General features: G+C 68.0%; 14 protein-coding genes and 5 pseudogenes. 8 read left to right on the forward strand and 11 right to left on the reverse strand.

Annotated features, from left to right (window positions below; all coding sequences use genetic code 11):
- Positions 1–309 precede the first annotated feature (309 nt).
- Positions 310–1,530, forward strand: a complete 1,221-nt coding sequence (locus ABZ904_RS38775; RefSeq protein WP_361828837.1) for a transposase — start codon at positions 310–312, stop codon at positions 1,528–1,530.
- A gap of 691 nt (positions 1,531–2,221) precedes the next feature.
- On the opposite strand, the gene ABZ904_RS38780 is transcribed toward ABZ904_RS38775, so the two are convergent.
- From ABZ904_RS38780 to ABZ904_RS38795, 4 genes and pseudogenes are all read right to left on the reverse strand, one after another.
- Complete coding sequence (locus ABZ904_RS38780; RefSeq protein ID WP_361828859.1) at positions 2,222–2,698, reverse strand: transposase; 477 nt, start codon at positions 2,696–2,698, stop codon at positions 2,222–2,224.
- A gap of 96 nt (positions 2,699–2,794) precedes the next feature.
- Positions 2,795–4,353, reverse strand: a pseudogene (locus ABZ904_RS38785) (ISAzo13 family transposase); the annotation flags it as partial.
- Between the two features lie 52 nt (positions 4,354–4,405).
- A pseudogene (locus ABZ904_RS38790) lies at positions 4,406–4,723 on the reverse strand (transposase); the annotation flags it as partial.
- 205 nt (positions 4,724–4,928) lie between these two features.
- Positions 4,929–6,644, reverse strand: a complete 1,716-nt coding sequence (locus tag ABZ904_RS38795) for a hypothetical protein (RefSeq protein WP_361828839.1) — start codon at positions 6,642–6,644, stop codon at positions 4,929–4,931.
- An 887-nt stretch (positions 6,645–7,531) separates the two neighbouring features.
- Here ABZ904_RS38795 and ABZ904_RS38800 point away from each other — a divergent pair.
- Together ABZ904_RS38800 and ABZ904_RS38805 are read left to right on the forward strand one after the other, a co-directional pair.
- A pseudogene (locus tag ABZ904_RS38800) lies at positions 7,532–7,825 on the forward strand (transposase); the annotation flags it as partial.
- A gap of 102 nt (positions 7,826–7,927) precedes the next feature.
- Positions 7,928–8,473, forward strand: a complete 546-nt coding sequence (locus tag ABZ904_RS38805) for a GNAT family N-acetyltransferase (RefSeq protein ID WP_358548338.1) — start codon at positions 7,928–7,930, stop codon at positions 8,471–8,473.
- A gap of 57 nt (positions 8,474–8,530) precedes the next feature.
- Here ABZ904_RS38805 and ABZ904_RS38810 read toward each other — a convergent pair.
- A pseudogene (locus ABZ904_RS38810) lies at positions 8,531–8,896 on the reverse strand (transposase); the annotation flags it as partial.
- Positions 8,897–8,963: 67 nt separating this feature from the next.
- Between ABZ904_RS38810 and ABZ904_RS38815 the strand changes: the two are divergent.
- Together ABZ904_RS38815 and ABZ904_RS38820 are read left to right on the forward strand one after the other, a co-directional pair.
- Positions 8,964–9,527 (forward strand): transposase, encoded by a 564-nt coding sequence (locus ABZ904_RS38815; RefSeq protein WP_361828841.1) that lies wholly within the window; start codon positions 8,964–8,966, stop codon positions 9,525–9,527.
- Positions 9,528–9,605: 78 nt separating this feature from the next.
- Positions 9,606–10,068: pseudogene (locus ABZ904_RS38820) on the forward strand (transposase); the annotation flags it as partial.
- A gap of 173 nt (positions 10,069–10,241) precedes the next feature.
- Here the strand turns inward: ABZ904_RS38820 and ABZ904_RS38825 are convergent.
- The 6 genes from ABZ904_RS38825 to ABZ904_RS38850 all read right to left on the reverse strand — a co-directional run bounded on the left by ABZ904_RS38825 (position 10,242) and on the right by ABZ904_RS38850 (position 18,206).
- A complete protein-coding gene (locus ABZ904_RS38825; protein WP_361828843.1) occupies positions 10,242–10,556 on the reverse strand; it encodes a hypothetical protein in 315 nt (104 codons plus the stop codon).
- Positions 10,557–10,687: 131 nt separating this feature from the next.
- Positions 10,688–14,887 (reverse strand): hypothetical protein, encoded by a 4,200-nt coding sequence (locus ABZ904_RS38830; RefSeq protein ID WP_361828845.1) that lies wholly within the window; start codon positions 14,885–14,887, stop codon positions 10,688–10,690.
- Positions 14,888–14,897: 10 nt separating this feature from the next.
- Positions 14,898–15,239 carry a CU044_2847 family protein gene (locus tag ABZ904_RS38835; RefSeq protein WP_359411426.1) on the reverse strand — a complete coding sequence of 114 codons (342 nt, stop codon included), beginning with the start codon at positions 15,237–15,239 and terminating at the stop codon, positions 14,898–14,900.
- 229 nt (positions 15,240–15,468) lie between these two features.
- Complete coding sequence (locus tag ABZ904_RS38840) at positions 15,469–15,894, reverse strand: hypothetical protein (protein ID WP_361004688.1); 426 nt, start codon at positions 15,892–15,894, stop codon at positions 15,469–15,471.
- Between the two features lie 435 nt (positions 15,895–16,329).
- Positions 16,330–16,980, reverse strand: a complete 651-nt coding sequence (locus tag ABZ904_RS38845) for a response regulator transcription factor (RefSeq protein ID WP_359410433.1) — start codon at positions 16,978–16,980, stop codon at positions 16,330–16,332.
- On the reverse strand, positions 16,968–18,206 hold the full coding sequence (locus ABZ904_RS38850) for a sensor histidine kinase (protein WP_361828848.1): 1,239 nt from the start codon (positions 18,204–18,206) through the stop codon (positions 16,968–16,970). Before ABZ904_RS38850 ends, ABZ904_RS38845 begins: the two co-directional genes overlap by 13 nt.
- Positions 18,207–18,340: 134 nt before the next feature.
- Here ABZ904_RS38850 and ABZ904_RS38855 point away from each other — a divergent pair, with 134 nt between their 5' ends.
- The 3 genes from ABZ904_RS38855 to ABZ904_RS38865 form a co-directional block, all read left to right on the forward strand.
- Positions 18,341–18,829 carry a hypothetical protein gene (locus tag ABZ904_RS38855; RefSeq protein WP_361828850.1) on the forward strand — a complete coding sequence of 163 codons (489 nt, stop codon included), beginning with the start codon at positions 18,341–18,343 and terminating at the stop codon, positions 18,827–18,829.
- 56 nt (positions 18,830–18,885) lie between these two features.
- Entirely contained in the window at positions 18,886–19,557 is a 672-nt protein-coding gene (locus ABZ904_RS38860; RefSeq protein WP_361828851.1) for a class I SAM-dependent methyltransferase, read from the forward strand.
- A gap of 22 nt (positions 19,558–19,579) precedes the next feature.
- Positions 19,580–19,761 (forward strand): hypothetical protein (locus ABZ904_RS38865; RefSeq protein WP_361828853.1); only part of this gene is annotated, 182 nt, incomplete at its 3' end.

Raw genomic sequence — 19,761 nt, forward strand, 5'->3', positions numbered from 1 at the left:
GCATGGAATACCCCAGAGACAGGACAAGGCGAGACCGGGACGATCAAAGGCCCTCAAGGTCAACGCCAACACCACCAGCCCGGGTGTGATGAAGAATCTCAACAGGGCCAGCGACGCCGGTCCAGATCACCGGGTTCCTCCGAGGATGCCCCGGCCTTCAGGCCGGGGAGGAATCGGACTCCTGCGGAGCAGGACAGGAAATAGGGGTTTCGCCTCCAGGGCGAAGGACCGTCCACCCGCGACGAGGTGAGCGAGCCCGTGGCGATCAAGAGGTCTCAACTGTCAGTCCTCCCGGGTAGGTTCGGATGCATGCCGACAGACGCGACCACGGAGGGGGCCGGGCATGCCCGGTACTCCTTCCGTGTGCGCCTGTCGGCTACCGCGCGGCGCGCACTTGAAGCGGAGTGGGACCGCTGCCGGTGGCTCTGGAACGAGTGCGTGGCCAAGTCCAAGCAGGTCCACCAGCAGAGCAAGGAGTCCGGCGAGAAGCTGACGTGTGGTCCGGCGCAGCTCGACAGGATGCTGACCGAGGCGCGTCGGGTGATGCCGTGGCTGGCCGAGGGTGCCTCGGTGCCGCAGCAGCAGGTGATCCGCGACTTCGCCACGTCGCGGGCGAAGGCGCTGAAGGACATCAAGGACGGGCTTGCGGTGCACCGCCGGGCGGGGATGTCCCGCTTCAAGCGGAAGCGGGACAGCCGCCCGAGCCTGAACTACACGCGGCGGGGTTTCCGTCTGAAGGACGGTCGTCTGCACCTTGCGGGCCAGATCGTGCTGAGCGTGGTGTGGTCGCGGGCTCTTCCGGCCGACCCGTCGAGTGTGCGCGTGTACCAGGACACGCTCGGGCACTGGTATGTGTCCTTCGTCGCCCCCGCGCAGAACGAACCGCTTGCCCTCACGGGGCGGGTGCTCGGGGTGGACTGGGGTGTGAAGGAGACGGCCACCACCACGGATGACGCCTACGATCTCCCGCATGCCGAGCACGGCAAGCGGGCCGCGCAGCGGCTCGCGAAGTACCAGCGGATGATGGCCCGGCGCCGGCGTCCGAAGGGCCGGCCCGCATCCAAGGGCTACCGGAAGGCGCAGGCACAGGCCGCGAAGCTGCACAAGAAGATCGCGCGGCAGCGGGAGGACACCGGCCGCAAGTGGGCCAAGTCCGTGATGCGTGATCATGACGGGGTGGCGGTGGAGGACTTCCGCCCGAAGTTCCTCGCGAAAACCACGATGGCCCGCAAGGCGGCCGATGCCGCCATCGCCGCCACCAGACGCGCTCTGGTCGAGATGGGGCGCAAGCACGCACGGGACGTCCGCCTCGTGCACCCGGCGCACACCACGATGGACTGCGCAACGTGCGGAGCGAGAACCAAGCACGCACTACCTCTCTCGATGAGAACCTATGCCTGCACCGTGTGCGGAGCCGTCTCGCCCAGGGACAAGAACTCCGCCCGCGTGATGCTGGTCCGGGCAGGTTGGAACCCGGACGGTGCCGAGGGCGTAAGACCTCCTGGTCCGCTGGACCAAGAGGCGGCCTGAGCCGTGAATCCCCACGCAGCCCTGGAGGGTGGAGAACCCCCTCCCTTCAGGGAGGGGAGCCTTCAATGCAGCCAGACATGTGGCCGCGCCCAGCCCGACTAGTACTCCAGCAGCGTTTCGCTATCTGGCCTGGTCAGAGGCATCGTCGGGAGTGTAGTTGGCTGATGGCCCATCAGGGGCGGTCTTGCCGGACCGCCCCTCCAACGAGTGGCATCGTCGCCGGTAGTGGCAGTGCCTGGCGACGGTCTGACGCCTTCGCCGCCACCGTGACCAGCTCATTGCGTGGATACGAAACGGCGGGCGAGGTCGGTGTGCGAGGCCAGTTGCCAGCAGCCGGCGGACTTCCGCCACGGTGAGCGGAACCAGGGTGGAACCGTTTCTGCACCCCCCTTTGCCGCCGCCTGCGCCGCCGTGACCGCGAGAAAGGCGTGCGCGAGCATGGCCAGGGTGACGTGCCGCATCCAGCCGACGTAACGGCGGACCTCGTACTCATCCAGGCCGCACTCGTTCTTCGCGGCCTGGAAGCACTCCTCGATCGCCCACCGGCGCCCAGCAACGCGCACGAGCCGGTCGACGCCGGTGCCCACCGGGGCATATCCGAGGTAGTAGGCGATCTCATCGGGTCTGCTGATGCTGCGCCGGGCCAGCGCCCAGCGGTGACGGGTAGGGCGCTCGCCATCGAAATCCTCGATCACGGGGAGCTGGACGGCCGCCCAGTGATAGACGCGCGGGCCCTTGGCACCGTCGCCGCACGAGCGTTTCTCCCATGCCTCATCCGGTGCCTGCGTGAAGAGGTGGTCGATGCGGCCAAAGCGCGGTACCTGCTGGGACTTTGGGACGGCGAGAGGTAGCCGACGGTGGTTTCTTCCAGCATCCGGCGAAAGCGCCACTCCTGGCCGTAGGCGGCATCGGCGGTCACCCAGGCGATCGGCAGCGGCGAGGCGAGCGCTCGCAGCACCATTGCTCTGGCCAGCTCTGGTTTGGTGGCGAAGGCCCGCTCATCGGGGATCTTGGCGGCACGGCAGCGTTCGCGGTCGTCCGTCCAGGACTTGGGCAGATACAGCTCGCGGTCCACCAGGGCCCGGCCAAGGGAGGTGGCGTAGGCGGCGAAGACGCCGATCTGGCGGTTCTCGGTGCGGCCGGGGGCTTGTTTCTGAATAACTGTCAGGGTTGATCTTCCGGATGGTCCTTGTCAGGCAAGCGAACTCGAAGCTGTTCGAGGGTCCGGGCGGGCGACCCAGGCAGCGGTGTAACGGCGATGCGATGCAGGTCCAGGAGCCGGTGCCCGTCTTGGAACTGGTTGGAGAGGTTGGTGCGGGTAACGCCCAGCAGTTGGGCCAGGAGGGTGCTGGTGATCGCCCTGCGTCGGCGTAAGAGCGCTGCCAGGAGGCGGTGGTAGTGGTCCAGGCTGCTGGTCTGCGGGTGGAGGTAACTGCGCGGACGGTGGAAGCGTCGCTGGAAGGCCGCTTCGGCCAGGGCGTCCCAGTACGGCTCGGAGATTGCCACCAGGCGTTCGAAGTCGGACCGCGGCATGCCGGTCAGGGCCGGGTTGCTGAGCATCGTGGTCAGGTCGGGGTCGATCCGCCGGGCGGTTGCCGGCGTCTGTGGCGTTTGGGGCGGGACTGGCGCCAGGGTGTAGTTCCAGTCGCCGTGGAACGCGTCGGGCGTGATTGGCAGGGCCTGGAACTCGGCGGCGGTCACCGTAGTGCCCAGGCGGTAGCTGCCGGTGTCCAGCTCGGCGTCGATGGTCAGCCCGGTGCGTGTGGTCGTCGCGGCGATGGTTTCGATGACGACCTGGTAGTTGGTCAGTGGTCGGCCGCGCCAGTTCGCGGTGATGTGGCAGAACATTCGGTGTTCGATTTTGTTCCATTTCGACGTGCCCGGCGGAAAGTGGCAGACCGTGATCTCCAAGCCGCTCTCCAGGGCGAAGGCGGCCAGGTGTTTCTTCCAGGTCCAGCGACGGGGATCGTTCGAGCCGCCGGCGTCGGCGGTGATCAGCAACCGGGTTGCGTCCGGGTGGTGCACCTGTCCGCGGCGCTGCCACCAGCGGCGTATGGACTCCACCGCGAACTCGGCGGTGTCGTGGTCGGTCCCGACGTTGACCCAGCCGGTGTTGGTGGCGATGTCGTAGATCCCATACGGGATGGCGACGGGCTGGTCGCTGGTGGTGAAGGTGTGGCAGTCGACTTTGATCGGGTCCTTGCCCGGCCGCCAGGTGCGACCGGGCCGGTCTCGGTTGCCGAGCCATTCCTTGGCCTTGGTGTCGACGCTGATCACCGGCTGTCCGTCGTCGAGGAAGGCGGTGGCCGTGGCGTTCAGGTGGGCGAACTGGGCGTCGCGGTCCGGATGGCTGGCGCCCTCGGTGGTCTTGACGGTGCCCTGCAGGCTATAGCCGAGGCCGTGCAGCAGGCGCCCGACGGTTGCGGCACTGACCGGATGGCCCTGTGACGTCAGAGTCGAGGCCAGGGCCCGCAGCGACAAGGTGGTCCATCGCAACGGGGAGACGGGATCACCCCGGGTGTGCGGCTCGATCAGCGCCTCCAGAGCCGCCAGCAGGCCGGGGTCGGTGACGGTCAACGGCTTCCGGCCAGCTCCCGCAGCCCGGACCCGCCGCGTCGGCACCGGGTCCCCGGCCAGCTCGGTGACGCCACGCGCAATGGTGGCGGGACTGGTCCCGGAGGCGGCAGCAACCAGAGCGATCCCGCCGTGGCCGATGGCCGCGGCCTCGCTAGCCAGGTAGAGCCGACAGCGGCGCTCGTCGAGATGCGGCAGGATCCGATCGAACTTGGCCCGTAAGGCGGTGACGGGCGGACGCACGGTCATGGTCCACCGTCCCACCAACTTCGCCTGAACAAGCACTAATTGAAATACAAGCCCCGGCGGTCCCAGAGTACTGGCGCTGCACACCAGCGGAGGTGGTGCCTTTCTTGACGAAGCCGGTGTCGTCGAGGATGAGCACTCCGCCGTCCTCGCCGAGCTTGTCGGCGACGTATGTCTGCAGGTCATCGCGGACGGCGTCGGCTTGCCAGGTGGCCCCGTTCAGTAGCCGCTGCAGGCCGTCGGGGGTGAGATGGCCGGCGTGTTCGGCCAGTTGCCACCCGTTTTTGCGGCCCACCGGACCGAGCAGAGCGCGGACGTAGTCGCGCATGCGGCGTCGCAGGTCGGCGCAGCCGAAACGGTGGCCGATGCGCAGGAAGAGGTCGTCGAGTTCACGGTCCCAGGTCCGGTCGGAAAGGTCGTCGATCACGCGGGGAGGTTGCCCTCATCACAGCTCGAGCAGTTCTCGATGCCACTCATTGGAGGGGCGGTCCGGCAAGACCGCCCCTGATGGGCCATCAGTCAACTACACTCCCGACGATGCCTCTGACCAGGCCAGATAGCGAAACGCTGCTGGAGTACTAGCCCTTCGGTACGTGGATGTCCGTGCTGCTCAGGGTCTGCGGTCTGTCCGTGAAAACCCTCACTCGTACCCGCAGGTCGGCCCGGTTTGGGAGGGAGTAGCGTTCGGTACTCGGCACCAGGACGTAACGCGCCGACTGGTGCGGGCGCAGCACGCCCGGGCCGCTGCGTACGGTCCAGTACGCAGATGCGCTCTCGCCGGTACTTGACGCGAAGTGCGGGGCCAGTGTGGTGTCACCGGTGTTCGTCGCCTGCAAGGTGAGCCCGCTGATACCGCCGCTGTCGCCCTGGACGTCGTTGACCACCAGCCGGATCGGCGGCGCGCTTGCGGCGGCGATGGTCACAGAGGCAGCGGCCGGAACCAGCACCGCCGCTGCCACGGCCACGTTGACCGCCCGCCGTCGGACCAGCGGCAACCGGGGCTGCCAGGCGGATGTGAAGGCGGACGCGGGGGCGGTGGCTGCGGCCGCGACCCACAGCGGGGTCATCATCAGGTAGTAGCCGTCCTGTGACCGCGTTGCCAAGTAGAACGCGCACCACGGCAGTACGACGGCGGCCGGGCCCAACCGCCGTACGAAGAGCACGAACAACACGAGCAGTCCGGCGGCCAGCAGCATGCTGCCGTACGAGTAGAAGTCCAGTCGGCTGCTGCCGTTGGAGAAGTAGTACGACAGGCCCATGATGCCCTGTCCGTGCAACACCCCGTGCTGGGTGAAAGGCAGGGTCAGGCCGGAGACCCAGGCCCGCGGGCTCTGCACGATGAAGTAGGCGTTGGCGGCCAGGGCCACGACCGCAGAGATCGCCGTGAAGCGTGCGACCACGCCGAGCGCCGCCCGCCCTGAGAGCTCACCGCGCCGCAATGCGTACAGACCCATCAACAGGAACGGCGCTAGAAACCAGGGCAGTTGATGCGTCGCGCATGCGGCGCCAAGAAGCCCCGCGCGAATGACGTCCAAGCGGCGAAGCCGCCCCCAGGCACCGATAGAGGGCCAGTGACTCACTACGGGGATGAGCAGGACGAGTGCCGGGATTGCCGGATAGCCCAGGGCCGCGTACCCCTTGAGCATGGGGAAGCCAAGGCAGACCGCCGTCGCGGCCGACCGCCAGGGCATCGGCAGCAGTGCCCACAGCACTGCTGCGCCGACGATCAGCAAGACTGTCGGTACGAACGTGACCGCCTTGGCGCCGATCAACGCATACACGGGGGCGTTGAACAGCACTGCCAGCGGCGGATACGCGAAGGAGTAGTCCGCACCGCCCGACATAGTCTTCGTGACTCCGACGTGGTGGCGCTGGAACACCCACGGCCACTCCTGCCCGTACACCGCATGCCCGTGTACCAGCTCGTGCGTGGCCTGGGTCATGAGCACCGTCTCGTCGTTCATTCCGCTGCCGAGGGCGTACGAGCACAGTGCCAGAATGATGCCGAGCAGCAGGGTGCCCGCGTCGACGCGCACGAGGGCGCGCTGACCGCGTACCGAGAGGGCGAGGATCCCGAAAACCAGAATTCCGGCGTAACCGAGGGTTATGACAAGCCCGATCGCCGGACGCTTCGCAATCGCGGTGTTCCAGTCGGCGCGCGTACCGATGAACAAGCTGATGACGGCGAGCAGCGTGATCGCGCGGTGCAGCAGTGCTGGCTCAGTCGGTGACGACAGACCCGGACGACTGGACGTAGCATCGCGGACTGCGGCGGCATCGGCCGTCTGACTCATGCGAGGGACCCCTTGGGCGAGCGAGCTCATGATCAGATGAGGGAGCTCTTGTAGTAAAGACTGGGCATCTTATCGGTATCAGTGACAGAGTTTTCCGAGGCGAATCCCATCGGCCCCGGCCCCTACGCCGTCACGACCTGGACATCAACTGCCTTGCAAGCTCAGGGAGATCGCTAACTACCCGGCCTTGGGTCAAGGCCCATCCGCCATACGATATGGCTGGCCCGCGTCGGCCGGCGGCTACTTCCCCCAGTACCGGCCTGTTGTGGAGGGCCAGCCCGTTCGAGCCAGGCCGGGTGGGAAGCGACCTCCGCATTAGGAGTTCGGTTCAGCGACCGCGCTTGCCCTGTACCCGGTACCAGAGAGCGCGGTGAATCCACGCGCAGTTGCTGTGCCACGACGCCGTCCGTGCCTGTTGATGTCAGAGATGGATGTCATTGCTCTGCACCCACCAGTCTTCATGCGAACGGCTCACCCAGCCTGGCTCCGGAGGGCTACGGTGATTCTGCGCTGAAGGGGGACCTATGTATGTGCCGTTGGATGGACCCGCAGACCGTTTCGTACCACCACCCGGGGGCCTGCACCGTCTTCACCTCGTCGAATACCAAGGTGGTTTGCGTATCTGCGAGGACGCTACGGGCCTCCTCGTCGGTCCAACTGATCGGCGGCTCCAGCGGGCTGGTCTCTACGTCGCGAACCTGCGAGGTGTGACGTACTACCAGGCGGCGGCAAAACAAGCTGACCCGCGCCTAGGTCAGCCCTTGCGCCTGGCGCCTGAGCCTGAGAGGGCGGTTCGTGAGTCTTTTGGGTAGTTCTGTCGTCGCCTGATGGTGTGGGTGCGGGCGGAATCTGCCGGTCCGCAGCCGGGGGTCTGTTGGTGTGGCGGGGTGAGTGAACGCAAGCCGTATCCGAGCGACTTATCGGATGAGCAGTGGTCGTTGATCGAGCCGGTGATCACGGCATGGAAGGACCGGCACCGCTCGGTGAGCGGCCATCAGGGCGCCTATGCGATGCGGGAGATCGTGAACGCGATCCTCTACCATGGCCGGACCGGCTGTCAGTGGGCCTACCTTCCGCACGACCTGCCGCAGAAGAGCGCGACGTACTAGTACTTCGCCGCGTGGCGGGACGACGGGACCGACCAGGTCATCCATGAACTCCTGCGCTGCCAGGTCCGTGAGGAGTAATCGCATCAAATCCTGTGGATCATTGTCTGCGCCAGCGAAGTTCGGGTGGGTACCCCGAGTGTCGACGAGCGCGGCTCGTTTGTGACACTCGTCCCCATGACCAGCAGCAACGCCCTTGGCTTCACCCAGATCGTTGACCCGCACGAAATCACTGACGAGCTGAAGCAGACCCTCGTGGACTGCTGGACCGAGGTGAGCAATGCGGGTGGGGCGGCCGGGTTCCCGTTTCCTCCGGTGGATGCCGCCGAGGTCACCGCTGTCCTTGACCGCATCATCGAGAAGCTTGCCCCAACGACCAGCCGCCTTCTGATCGCCCTGGCCGATGGCACCGTCGCGGGCTGGCTGAACATCCGCTGCGATCCCCACCCGCCCGTCGCGCACTGGGGCACGATTCACCACGTGCAAACCCGTCTCGGCGTCCGGGGCCAGGGGATCGGCGCGGCATTGATGAGCCGGGTCCGTGAGGTCGCCCGCGACGAGATGGGCCTGGAGCAGCTGCACCTTGCTGCCCGCGGTGGTGTCGGTCTCGAAGAGTTCTATGGCCGACTCGGCTGGAAGGAGATCGGCAGGTGGCCCGGCGCTCTGCGGCTGGCCTCCGACGACGATCGCGATGAGGTCCTCATGATGTTGTCGCCTTTGTGACACCCAGCATCCTGATCTTGGCCCAGGTAGGGCACGACGACAGGGGCAGCAAGGTTGTTATGCCGAGAGGGGCTGGGTGCGCTCGATGAGCTGTCCGCGTTCGAAGCGGGCTCCGGCGCGGACGACGGCGACGAGGTGAGGTGAGTTCACGGCCCGCCAGCGGGCCTGGGCGGGCTCGACGAGCTTGAAGACCATGGCCAAGGCGGCGGCCGCGCTGCCGGCACCTCGGGTGACCTTGGTCCGCAAGTGAACGGTGGCGAAGGTCGACTCAATCGGGTTCGTTGTGCGCAAGTGGATCCAGTGCTCGGCGGGAAAGTCGTAGAACGCCAGCAGTTCGCCGACGTCGTCGGTGATCTTCGTGACAGCCTTGGGGAACTTCGCGCCGTAGCTCTTGGCGAACGCGGCGACGGCCTTGAGCGCGTGGTCGCGGTAGACCGTCGATCACCTCACCGCGCAGATCCGTGAGCTCGACCGGCTGATCGACCTGGCCTTGGAGCAGATCACCGCCCCACGCGACGGCGCGGCACCCAACCCGCCTGATGCTCAGGGCGGCGGACGGAGTGCACGAGCCCTCGTTGAGTGCCTGGACGCGATCCCGGGGGTCGGCCCCACCGGCGCCAAGATCATCCTCGCCGAGATCGGTACGGACATGAGCCGCTTTCCCACCCCCGAGCATCTGGTCTCGTGGGCGAAACTGTGCGCCCGCACCACCCAGTCCGGACCGAAGAACACCGCGGGCCCGACCGGCAAGGGCAACTCCTGGCTCAAGGGCGCCCCCGGCGAGGCGGCCAGTGCCGCCGCCCGCACCGACACCTTCCTCGGGGCCCGCTACCGCCGCATCGTCAAACGCCGCGGTCACTCCAAGGCCCTGGTCGCCGTCGCCCGCTCCATCCTGGTCATCGCCTGGCAGCTGCTCAACGACCCCGACACCCCTTACCGAGAGCTCGGTGCGGACTGGCACCAGCGCCACCTCAACCCGGCCCGTAAGACCCGCGACCTCGTCCGCCAGCTCCAAGCCCTCGACCACACCGTCAGCCTCACCCCCGCCGCCTGAACTGTCCGCCCGCTCAAGACATCCGTCCCGCTCCGCGGAACGGATGCTGCCGCCTGCCCGGCCGGGGATCGATTTTCCGTTCAGGACCCAACCCTGGTGGTCCTGGAGTGTCCACGCGGCTGCCGGAGTCCCCGCCACCACGACCGGCTGGGACCCAGGTAAACGGGTGCCGGGCCGCAAACGGGGCCTGGCCGTCGACGTGCTGGGCCTGGTCATCGCCGTCATCGTCCTCGCCGCCAACATGCACGACAACGCCGCGGGCATCGCCCTGCTGGACCAAGTCGCCGAGCACACCGGCGGCACGGTCCGCAAGGCATTGGTCGACCAGGGCTTCAAGAACCAGGTCGCCGCGCACGGCCCCCGCCTCGGTATCGACGTCGAGACCGTCCAACGCAACCCCCAGGACAAGGGGTTCGTCCCGCAGCCGAAGCGATGGAGGGTCGAGCAGACCTACGGGATCCTCATACTGCACCGGCGCCTGGTCCGCGACTACGAGCACCGCCCCGCCTCCTCCGCCTCCCGCGTCCGCTGGGCGATCACCCGGACTACCCCCGCATCCTCGCTGTCTTCAACGAGGCCACCGGCCCGCTGCGGGCCCGTGATGTCTGCGAAGCCCTCGACCACGAACTGCTGCCGAGAATATTGAAGGAACCCACGCCAAGCTGAAACGCCTCGTCAAACTCGACGTCCTCACCGAGGCCGACACCGGCAGCTTCACCAAGAAGCAGTAGCCGACCCAAGCCCCGCGACCAGCAGCCTGCCCCACCCACCTCGTCCAGGGCGGGTGGCGGTCAGGAGCCATTCGACCCGGTCGGCGAAGAGGGGTTCGGGGACGGGGAGTTCGACGCTGGGATGGCGGGTGTAGTGGCGAGTGACGGTGTCGGCGACGTAGTTGGTCAGGGCGTCGATGCGGTGGCGGCGGCCTCGCGGATGGGCGTCGGGTGCGGTGGAGAGTCGGCTGAGGGTGCGCAGGACGGTGGCGAGGCTGGTGTCGAAGCTGATCTCGTGGGGTGGGCAGGTGCCGGCCACGGTGAGGGTGTCGGTTTGCGGAGTGGTCTCCGGGTGGGTCTGGCGTCGGTAGAAGTCGGCGGCGTGTGCTGTTCGCCGCGGACCTGGTGGCAAAGGGACAGGGAGTAGCAGGCGGGGGCGTGGCCGGTGATTCATGTCGGACACACGATGCCCGGGGTCTGGTCCGGCAGGTACTGCGAACGCTCAGCCCGAGTGAAATCCCTGTGGAGTGCTCCGCAGATCTTGTTGATCGCTTCCACCGCGTCAGGAAGGGAGAGTCTCCAGAGCCGCGTTGTCCCGTTGTTGCTGCTGGTGGCGAGGATCTGATCCACCGGGCTGAACACCGCCGAGTGGACGCTGCTGGTGGGATCGGTCAGGTCGTCGCGGATCCGGCCGGTGGCGACGTCCCACAACCGGACTGTCTGGTCGTCGTCGCCGCTGGTGGCGAGGGTACGGCCGTCGTGGCTGAAGGCCACCGAGTCGACACGGCCGGTGCCGGTGGGCTCGGTGAGGGTTTTCAAGATCCTTCCGGTGTCCGCGTCCCACAGGCGTGCCGTGCCGTCGTCGCTGCCGGTGGCGAGGGTACGGCCGTCCGGGCTGAACGCCACCGAGCTGACCGGTTCCGTGTGGCCGGTGAGGTGTTTTCGGACCCGGCCGGTGGCAACGTCCCACAGTTGGACCGTCTTGTCACCGTCGCCGCTTGTTGCGAGGGTATGGCCGTCCGGGCTGAACGCCATCGACGTCACGATGCTGCCGCCGGCGGGGTCGCGCAAGATCTTGGATGCTCCCGTATCGACGTTCCACAGCCTTGCCATGGCGCCGGTGCCGTCGGTGACGCCGCTGGCAGTGGTGGCCAGTGTGTGGCCGTCCGGGCTGAAGGCTACGGGGGTACCCACTCCCGTGCGGAGCGTCCTGAGGGTCTTTCCGGTCGCTATGTCGAGCAAGCGCACCCTTTCGAGGGTACTCACGGCAAGCGTGTGGTCGTCGGGGCTGAGGCCCACCGCGTTCACCTCACCGGTCCCGGTGGGATCGGTGAGTGTCTTGCCGGGCTTGCCGGTGACGACGTTCCACAAGCGCACGGCGCCGTCACTGCCACTGCCGGTGATGACCATCCGGCCGTCCCGGCTGAACGCCACCGAATCCAGCCAGCTGGTGCTGTCCAGAATCGTGTTCTCCGGTACGTCCCACAGGCGTGCCGTGCCGTCGTCGCTGCCAGTGGCGAGCGTGCGGCCGTCCGGGCTGAACGCCACCGAAAGCACGGTGCCGTGGCCGGTGAGGGTTTTCAAGATCCTTCCGGTGTCCGCGTCCCACAGGCGTGCCGTGCCGTCGTCGCTGCCGGTGGCGAGCGTGCGGCCGTCGGGGCTGAACGCCACCGAAAGGACGCCGCCGCTCGCGGTGCCAACGGTCAGGGTATGCCGAACCTTGCCGGTGGCCACACTCCACACCCGCACCGTGCGTTCGTTCGGCGCGGCCAGCGTACGGCCGTCGGGGCTGAACGCCGCCGAAAAAACGCCGCCGCTCGCGGTGCCAACGGTCAGAGTGTGCCGAACCTTGCCGGTGGCCACGTCCCACACCCGCACCCTCGGTCCATTGCCGCTGCCGGCAGCGACGGTGTGCCCGTCGGGACTGATCGCCACGGAATCGACGCTGCGTTCGGGGTCGATCAGGTCCTTTCTGACCGTACCGGTGGCCACATCCCACAGCCGTACCTTCCGGTCCGCGCCGCTGCCGGCCACCAGAGTGCGGCCGTCGTGGCTGAAGGCCACCGACCACACCGGTGCGCTCAGACCCGTGAGCGGGCGCCGCTGTCTTCCCGTCGCCAGGTCCCACAGCCGGATCATCCCGCCACCTCCGGTGGCGAGCGTGTGTCCGTCGGGGCTGAAGGCAACCGAATTCACGCCCTCACTCAGGTTGGTGATGGTCCGACGGAGCTTGCCGCTGTCTGCGTCCCAGAGCCGGACCTGGTGTTCGCCTCCGGTGGCGAGGAGGCGGCCATCAGGGCTGATCGCCACCGACTTCACCTCTTGGAAACCGACGTCGACCGTGTACCTAAGGGGACGTGCGGCGGCGACGATGAGGCTGGCTCTGGCCTCGGCGGTCGGGCTGCTCCGGTACGCCTGAACAGCCAGCAAAGAAGCCAGATCGGGCGCGCTGTCGAGCAGTGTGGCGGACTGAGCTGCCAACTGGCGGGACTGGGCGATCCGTTGCGCGGCTAAGGCACGTTCCCGGGCAGCGACCGCTGTCTGCTGTTGCCACACGGCGACACCGGTGGCGATCAGGGCCATGGCAAGCAGGGAGGCCAGGATGCTGTTGATGCGCCGGGCCCGGCGCGCCGCGGCCTGTTGGTGTCGCTGGCTGGCGGACAGGAACGCGGCAATGTCCGCGGGTAACCCGCGCTGCCGGGCCCAGGCCGTTCCTTCCGAGAAATCGGTGCCGTCGAGCAGATCCCCTTTATGACCGCTCCTGGCGAAGCGTGTCTGTTGTTCACCGGCACGGTGCAGCCAGGCCTGGAACGCGCGGTCGTCGGCGAGCCAGTCTCGCAGGTCCTTCCAGTCGCGGATGAGGGCATCGTGGATGAGCTCCGCCACCGGGGGGCCGAGGGTACCGTCTGGCTTTCTGGGAACGTGGGTGGTGACAATGCGATGCCGGGTGAGGGTGTTCAGTACTTCTTCGAATGAGTGGTCTGGTGCGTGACCGGTCAGCGGTGCGTCTGTCGCCAGTGCTTTGAGGGAGCTGAGGAGGACCTGCTGACGTGTGGCCGGGATGGAGCGGGCGTCGTCGGCAGGCCGTACCAGTGCGCTGAGGATGCGCTGCGCGGTGAGCCGCTGCTCGTCGGGAAGTCGGCTGACGACTGTGTTGCACCAAGAGGTCAGACCGCCGGTCACTTCGCCGATCTGCTGGTAGGCACGGTGTGTGAGGCAGCCGTCCTGGCGGCGGTCCCACATCTGTCGCAGGGCCAATTCCAAAGGAGGCAGGAGGATCGCTGCCGCCTGCCGGGTGGTTGAGCCCTTGGCGTCGGCGGCCAGGAGGTCTGTGATGATCCGCTCGGGAAGCCCGTTCTCGACGCGGAGGCCCACCGCCTGAGCGGGTCGGGTGATGATGGCGCGGAGGTCCGGGATGCTCACGCCGGCGGGCACGTTGAACAGACCGGGGGCAGCAGCTTCCAGAAGAGCGGGGGCTGCGGCGGCCAGCCGCGGGTAGAAATCGTCTCGCATGATCAATACCACGCTCACCGCGGCCTGCGAGCGGATCAGCCTCACGAGTTCGTCCGCGGGGACAAGCCCCTCTCCCGGCGTGCGGCACTCGGCGGCTGCGGTGAACAACTCCTCGAACTGGTCGACGACCACGACGAGCCGCTGATAGGCCGGTTCCGCGGCCAGTCTGCGTTCTGCCGCAGACACGATCCCGTCGGTCGCGGCGCCCGGCAGCCCCGCCTGCTCCAGTTCGGTCAGCAGGTCCGCCCCGGGGCGGACGACCAACGGCAGCCACCGGTCGCTGCCCGGCAGCCTCCCCTGGGCCAAGGCGGGCAGCACGCCTGCCTGAACCAACGACGACTTGCCCGCGCCCGAGGGGCCGAGGACCAGGACCACCCGCTGCTGGCTGCCCAACGCGGCCAGGATCCCTTCCATGGCGGAGTCACGGCCGTGGAACCATCCAGCGTGTTCCGCGGTGAACGGCTCCAAGCCGCGGTACGGACATACCTGCTGCTCAGCCAGATCGGGCCACACCTGCCGCAGGACTTCGACAGGAGTGGCGTAGGCGATGCCCTGTCCCTTCGAGTGCTCGTCAGGCGTGGTGATCGCGGTGAGCATTCCGATCACCAGACCGGTGACGTCATCAACGACAGGTGCACCGCTGAATCCCGTGGTCAGGTCGTTGGCATCGGTCAGTTGCAGTACCGGGCCGGATTCCTCGGCACCAGCGGGCAGCAGGTCGCCGGCGATTCCATAGCCGAAGTGACCGCCAGTCGGCGCCTGAGCGGGGAACCCGAACGAGCGCACCCGGTGTCCTCGGCAGCCCTCCGCGGAACCCAGCGCAAGCGCAACCACGCCATCGGGAGCTTCCTCCAGCTGTACGACGGCAACATCGCTGTGGTGAGGATCCCGCCACGCCTCGGAAACGACGACCCCGCCCACCCGCGGCGCACCGTGGGCATGAGGGAAGGCCAGCCGCAGCGTGTCTCCGGGGCCGTGCCCTGCCGCGGCCACCACATGCGCGGATGTGGCCACCACCCGCTCGCCGACCAGGAATGCCGCACCGGCGACATCTCCCTCGGGGCTGAGAACCTGGGCCACCGCCGAGGGCATCCGCGGGGCCGATCCATCGCCGAGAGCACCGTCAACCAAGTCCACAGCACGATCCTCAGCGACTGTCCGAAGCCTCCTGGTCGCTGTCGCCGTTCTTCCACGTCACCTTCACCTTCAGGTGACAGTTGGCTTCGCTCTTGGTGATCACGGCCCCGGCCTGGACGGCCAGGTCGACGCCGAACTCGACCTCGACTTCGTCAGGGCCGGCCTCGCGCAGCTGGTGCAGCACCGCACGGGCTGTCGCCGACACCGGCCTCAGGGCCGCCTGCAAACTCGCGGGAAACTCGTGGATGGCATCAGCGACCCGACCGGCTTTGACCGGTCCATCGACCGTAGCCGTAGTCTCAACCAGAACCGAGCCCCCGCCCTCCAGCGGAATCCGGACGAGTCCTGCCACCTGTCGCTCCCCCTGCCGTCCACCACGGCCCACGCGCGAGGGCTGTCCATCCCTCGGCCTCCACATCGGCCATTGATCAGTGTCCCATGCGTGACGCAACGGCGGCGAGCGCTTTCGCCGTCTGGGGACGTGGGGCGGCCCGCCGATCTCCGACCTGGCAGCTTCCCCTGATACTCCTGGACGCGGTGGCGGTCATAGTTCTGGTGGTCGCGAGCGTCGACGCCGTACGTCACGTCTTGCGAACGGCGCTGGTGAAGCCGGCGACGAAGAGTGTGGTGAACGCCCACGCTAGAACTTGCAGGAGCCAGCCGGCCGCGGTGAGTGCTTGCCCAGCGACTGTATTCGTGGCGGCACAGGCTCCGGTGGCGACTTTGACCAGCGGTAGTGAGACGTTGAGACCAAACCCGACCTGGTCGAGGACTGAGCAGGGACCGGGTGAGGCGGCATTGCTGTCGACGTGCGCGAGGGCACCGTGCATGCCGAGGATCAGCGACAGGACAATGGCGCTGGCGACCGTGCCGAGCAATCCGATCAGAGCACACCAGGATTGGTATCCGTAGCCCAGGGTGAACCCTGTGACACGGCCCCAAGCGCGCTCGGATCGGCTGGTGACGACGCGGTCCAGCTGGTCGCGGCGCTGGGCCATGAGGATCATGCGGACTTCACCGGGTTCCTCCGAGGATGCCCCGGCCTTCAGGCCGGGGAGGAATCGGACTCCTGCGGAGCAGGACAGGAAATAGGGGTTTCGCCTCCAGGGCGACCCGCGACGAGGTGAGCGAGCCCGTGGCGATCAAGAGGTCTCAACTGTCAGTCCCCCCGGGTAGGTTCGGATGCATGACGACAGACGCGACCACGGAGGGGGCCGGGCATGCCCGGTACTCCTTCCGTGTGCGCCTGTCGGCTACCGCGCGGCGCGCACTTGAAGCGCAGCGCGGTGCGCGCGCAGATCAGTTGACCGCCGATCCGAGCGCCGTTCAGGTGGACTGCGCCCTTCTCACCGCTGCCACTGGCTCGGTGTCCGCGAGACGTCGTTTGTTGGCTTGCCGGTCTGTTGGGCCGAACGGCGGTAGGGGTGCGGGCGGCGGGTCGGTTAGGTCGGGGAAGTGCCGAGGAATCTCAGGACGGCGAGAACGCGCCGGTGGTCGGCGTCGGCTGCGGGCAGGTCGAGTTTGGCGAGGATGTTGTTGATGTGCTTGGCCACTGCGCTGTCGCTGACGACCAGGGCCTCGGCGATCCCGGTGTTGGAGCGTCCCTCGGCCATCAGGGCGAGTACCTCCCGTTCGCGTGGCGTCAGCCGATCGAGCGGGTCAGTGCGGCGGCGCACGAGCAGCTGGGCGACCACCTGTGGATCCAGTGCCGTGCCCCCGGCTGCAACCCGCCGAACGGAAGCCACGAACTCCTCCACGTCGGCGACGCGTTGCTTGAGCAGGTAGCCGACGCCGCTGGTGTTGGCCGTCAGCAGGTCGGCCGCATACCGCTCCTCGACGTACTGCGAGAGCAGTACCACCGCGGTCTGCGGCCATTGCTTACGGATCACCAGCGCGGCGCGCACGCCTTCGTCGGTGAAGCCGGGTGGCATGCGGACATCGACCAGGGCCAGCCCGGGCCGGTGTTCCTCGACGGCCGCAAGCAGGGCTTCGGCGTCGCCGACTTCGGCGGCGATCTCGAAGCCGGCCATTTCCAGGACCTTGACGAGCCCGACGCGCAGCAGCAGTGAGTCCTCGGCGATCACGGCTCGCATGGCAGCTCCACGGCGATGGTGGTCGGGCCCCCGACCGGGCTGCTGATGTGGAAGGTGCCGTCGACGGAACCGACCCGTTTGGCCAGCCCGCTCAGTCCGCTGCCGGTGGAGGTGTCGGCGCCGCCGATCCCGTCGTCGGTGATGTTCACGCGCAGCATTCTCCCGATCTGTTTGACAGTGACGTCCACGCGGGTGGCGCGGGCGTGCTTGGTGACGTTGGTGAGCGCCTCGGAGACCACGAAGTAGGCGACCGACTCCACGGTGGGCGCCGCTCGCTCCTCGAGGTCGACTCGCAGCCGTACCGGGATCGGTACCCGGGCGGCCAGCCCGGACAGCGCCGCGTCCAGCCCGCGGTCTTCGAGGACGGCCGGGTGCAGGCCGCGCACCAGGTCGTTGAGTTCGGCGATGGCCTCCTTCGCCTCGCGGTGCGCCTCGTCGATCACGGTGCGGGCCTCGTCCGGCAGGTTGGTGAGGGTGGCCTTGGCCAGGCCCAGGTTGACCGCGAGGGAGACTAGGCGCTGCTGGGTGCCGTCGTGCAGGTCGCGTTCGATGCGGCGGCGTTCGGTATCGACGGCGTCGATCAGGTCGGTGCGGCTCTCGGATAGGTGCTCGACACGCTGCTGAAGCTGCTGGGAGCGGCTGGTCCCGAGCAGCGCGAGCGCGATCCGGGTCTCGGCGCGGGTCACCGGCCCGGTCAGCCAGAGTGCGGCGCACAGCAGCAGCACACCGGCCGCGGTGTAGTACACCGCTTGGGTCGCGTAGTCGACATAGTCCAGGCGAACCTGGACCGGCAACATCCAGGCCCACCCGTTGACGGTGACGCCAGCAAGGCCCGCGACCCACGCAGCGAGCACCCCCAGCTCCACCACAGCCAGGAGCGGACCGACAAGCAGGTGGTATCCGGCCTGCCGCCAGGTCTGGGCCACGGATAGCCACCGCAGAGCGCGCCTCAGCCACCCTTGCTCGCGCGCGGCCGGCAGCCGGAGGATCTCCACTCCCAGCAGCACCCGGTAACGGCGTCGCTGCACAGCGGTGAGCGCAAGCACACCGAGCAAGATCAGCACAAACGGGAGCGGGAGCACCGGCCACGCCCTCGACTTCGCGACACTCGCCATCCAGCTCCACAACGGCACCAGCGCAAGGTGCAGCGGAATCCCGGCCGCCAAGAAACCGGTGTCCCGCCGGACCCGAACAACTCTGCGCCGCAGCGCCCGGGGAATCGTCATGGCTCGACGGTAAAACGCCAGGTGAGGGCTATGCCATGCACCGTGCATCCGGATCGATGGTGAAGCTGGCACCACCCTGAGAACGGCACCCGGCATTACTGACTGTGATCGCTGTGCGGCTCAGGCTGAAGGGCGTGCAGGAAATCATCGAACTGTTCCCGGAGCCGGACGCCGAGCGCGGCATACACAGGCCGCACGGCCCGCGCACGGGATCGCTCCCCAGCCCGCAGCGCCGTCGTCCGGACCGCCTTCCAGGCCGACGGCGGGGTCTTGTCCTGGCCGGCTGCGGGGTGGCGCTGCTGCCGTGGCTCGTCGTGTTGGCCACCAGCCTGCCGACCACCTTCCGTGCCTCGCACTGGTCCGCCGCCTGGGTGGGTCTGGACGCGCTGGAGGCGGTCGGCCTGATCACCACAGGTCTGCTGGCCACCCGCGGGGATCGGCGACTGGCACCGGCCGCCGCCGCGACGGCCGCCCTGCTCACCGTCGACGCCTGGTTCGACACGATGACCGCGGCCAGCGGGAGCGAACTGCGCGCGGCGCTGGTCATGGCGTTGTTCGCAGAACTTCCGCTCGCAGCGGTATGCGTCCGCCTGGCGGTTCGAGCGCTGCCCCGCACCCCATGAAACCCGCCACACCGACCCGGGCTGCAACCACGGATACCACAGAACTGGAGAACACCATGGGCTCTGCTGTCCTGACCGCACCGCGCCTGCGCTGGGCCTGCGCCCTCAGTGCCGCTGCCGCCGCAGGCGCCTGGTGGTTCGGCGACAAGGCGCCGTACCCCTACGCCCAACGCAGCCTGCTGGACCTGCCGTTGCCGTTCCTCACATCCGCCCGGCTCGACGCGGTGCTCACCCCGAGCCCGGGCGAGCGGATCCTCGAAGTGGGGCCCGGCACCGGACTGCAGTCGCTGCACATCGCACCGCAACTCGGGCCCCACGGGCAGCTCGACATCCTCGACATCCAACCCGAGATGCTCCGCCACGTGATGCACCGCGCGGGGCAGCGCGCAGTACCCAACATCGTGCCCACCCATGCGGATGCCCGCGAGCTGCCCTTCGACGACGACACCTTCGACGCCATGTATCTGGTGACCGCACTGGGCGAGACCCCGGAACCACAACGGGTGCTCGATGAGGCAGTACGGGTGCTCACCCCCGCAGGACGGCTGGTCGTGGGCGAGTTCTTCGACCGGCACTGGATCCCCTTCGGCCCTCTGCACCGTCTCGCCGACGCGTCCGGCCTGCATCTGAGCACCAGGAGCGGCTCGACCCTCGCCTATCTGGCACGGTTTCAACCCTGCGCCCGATCGCAGCGCTGCGGGCGGCAGCCCAGGCCAGAGCGTCGTTGAGGTTCGAGCGCCGGACGCAGACGTGCCGGATCTCGTCGGTGAGAACGGTGCGTTTGGCGATCAGCGGATGCTGCTCGTTCTCGGCGATGAGCCTCTGGTAGCGGTCCGCCTTGGCGGGCAGGTACTCGGACAGCCGCCTGAGCCGGTGCTGCTTGGCCAGCACCCCGGCGGCGCGGAACTGGGCACCAGACCCGAGGCCAGTGA

Source organism: Streptomyces sp. NPDC046900 (genome assembly GCF_040644975.1).
Taxonomy (GTDB): Bacteria; Actinomycetota; Actinomycetes; order Streptomycetales; family Streptomycetaceae; genus Streptomyces.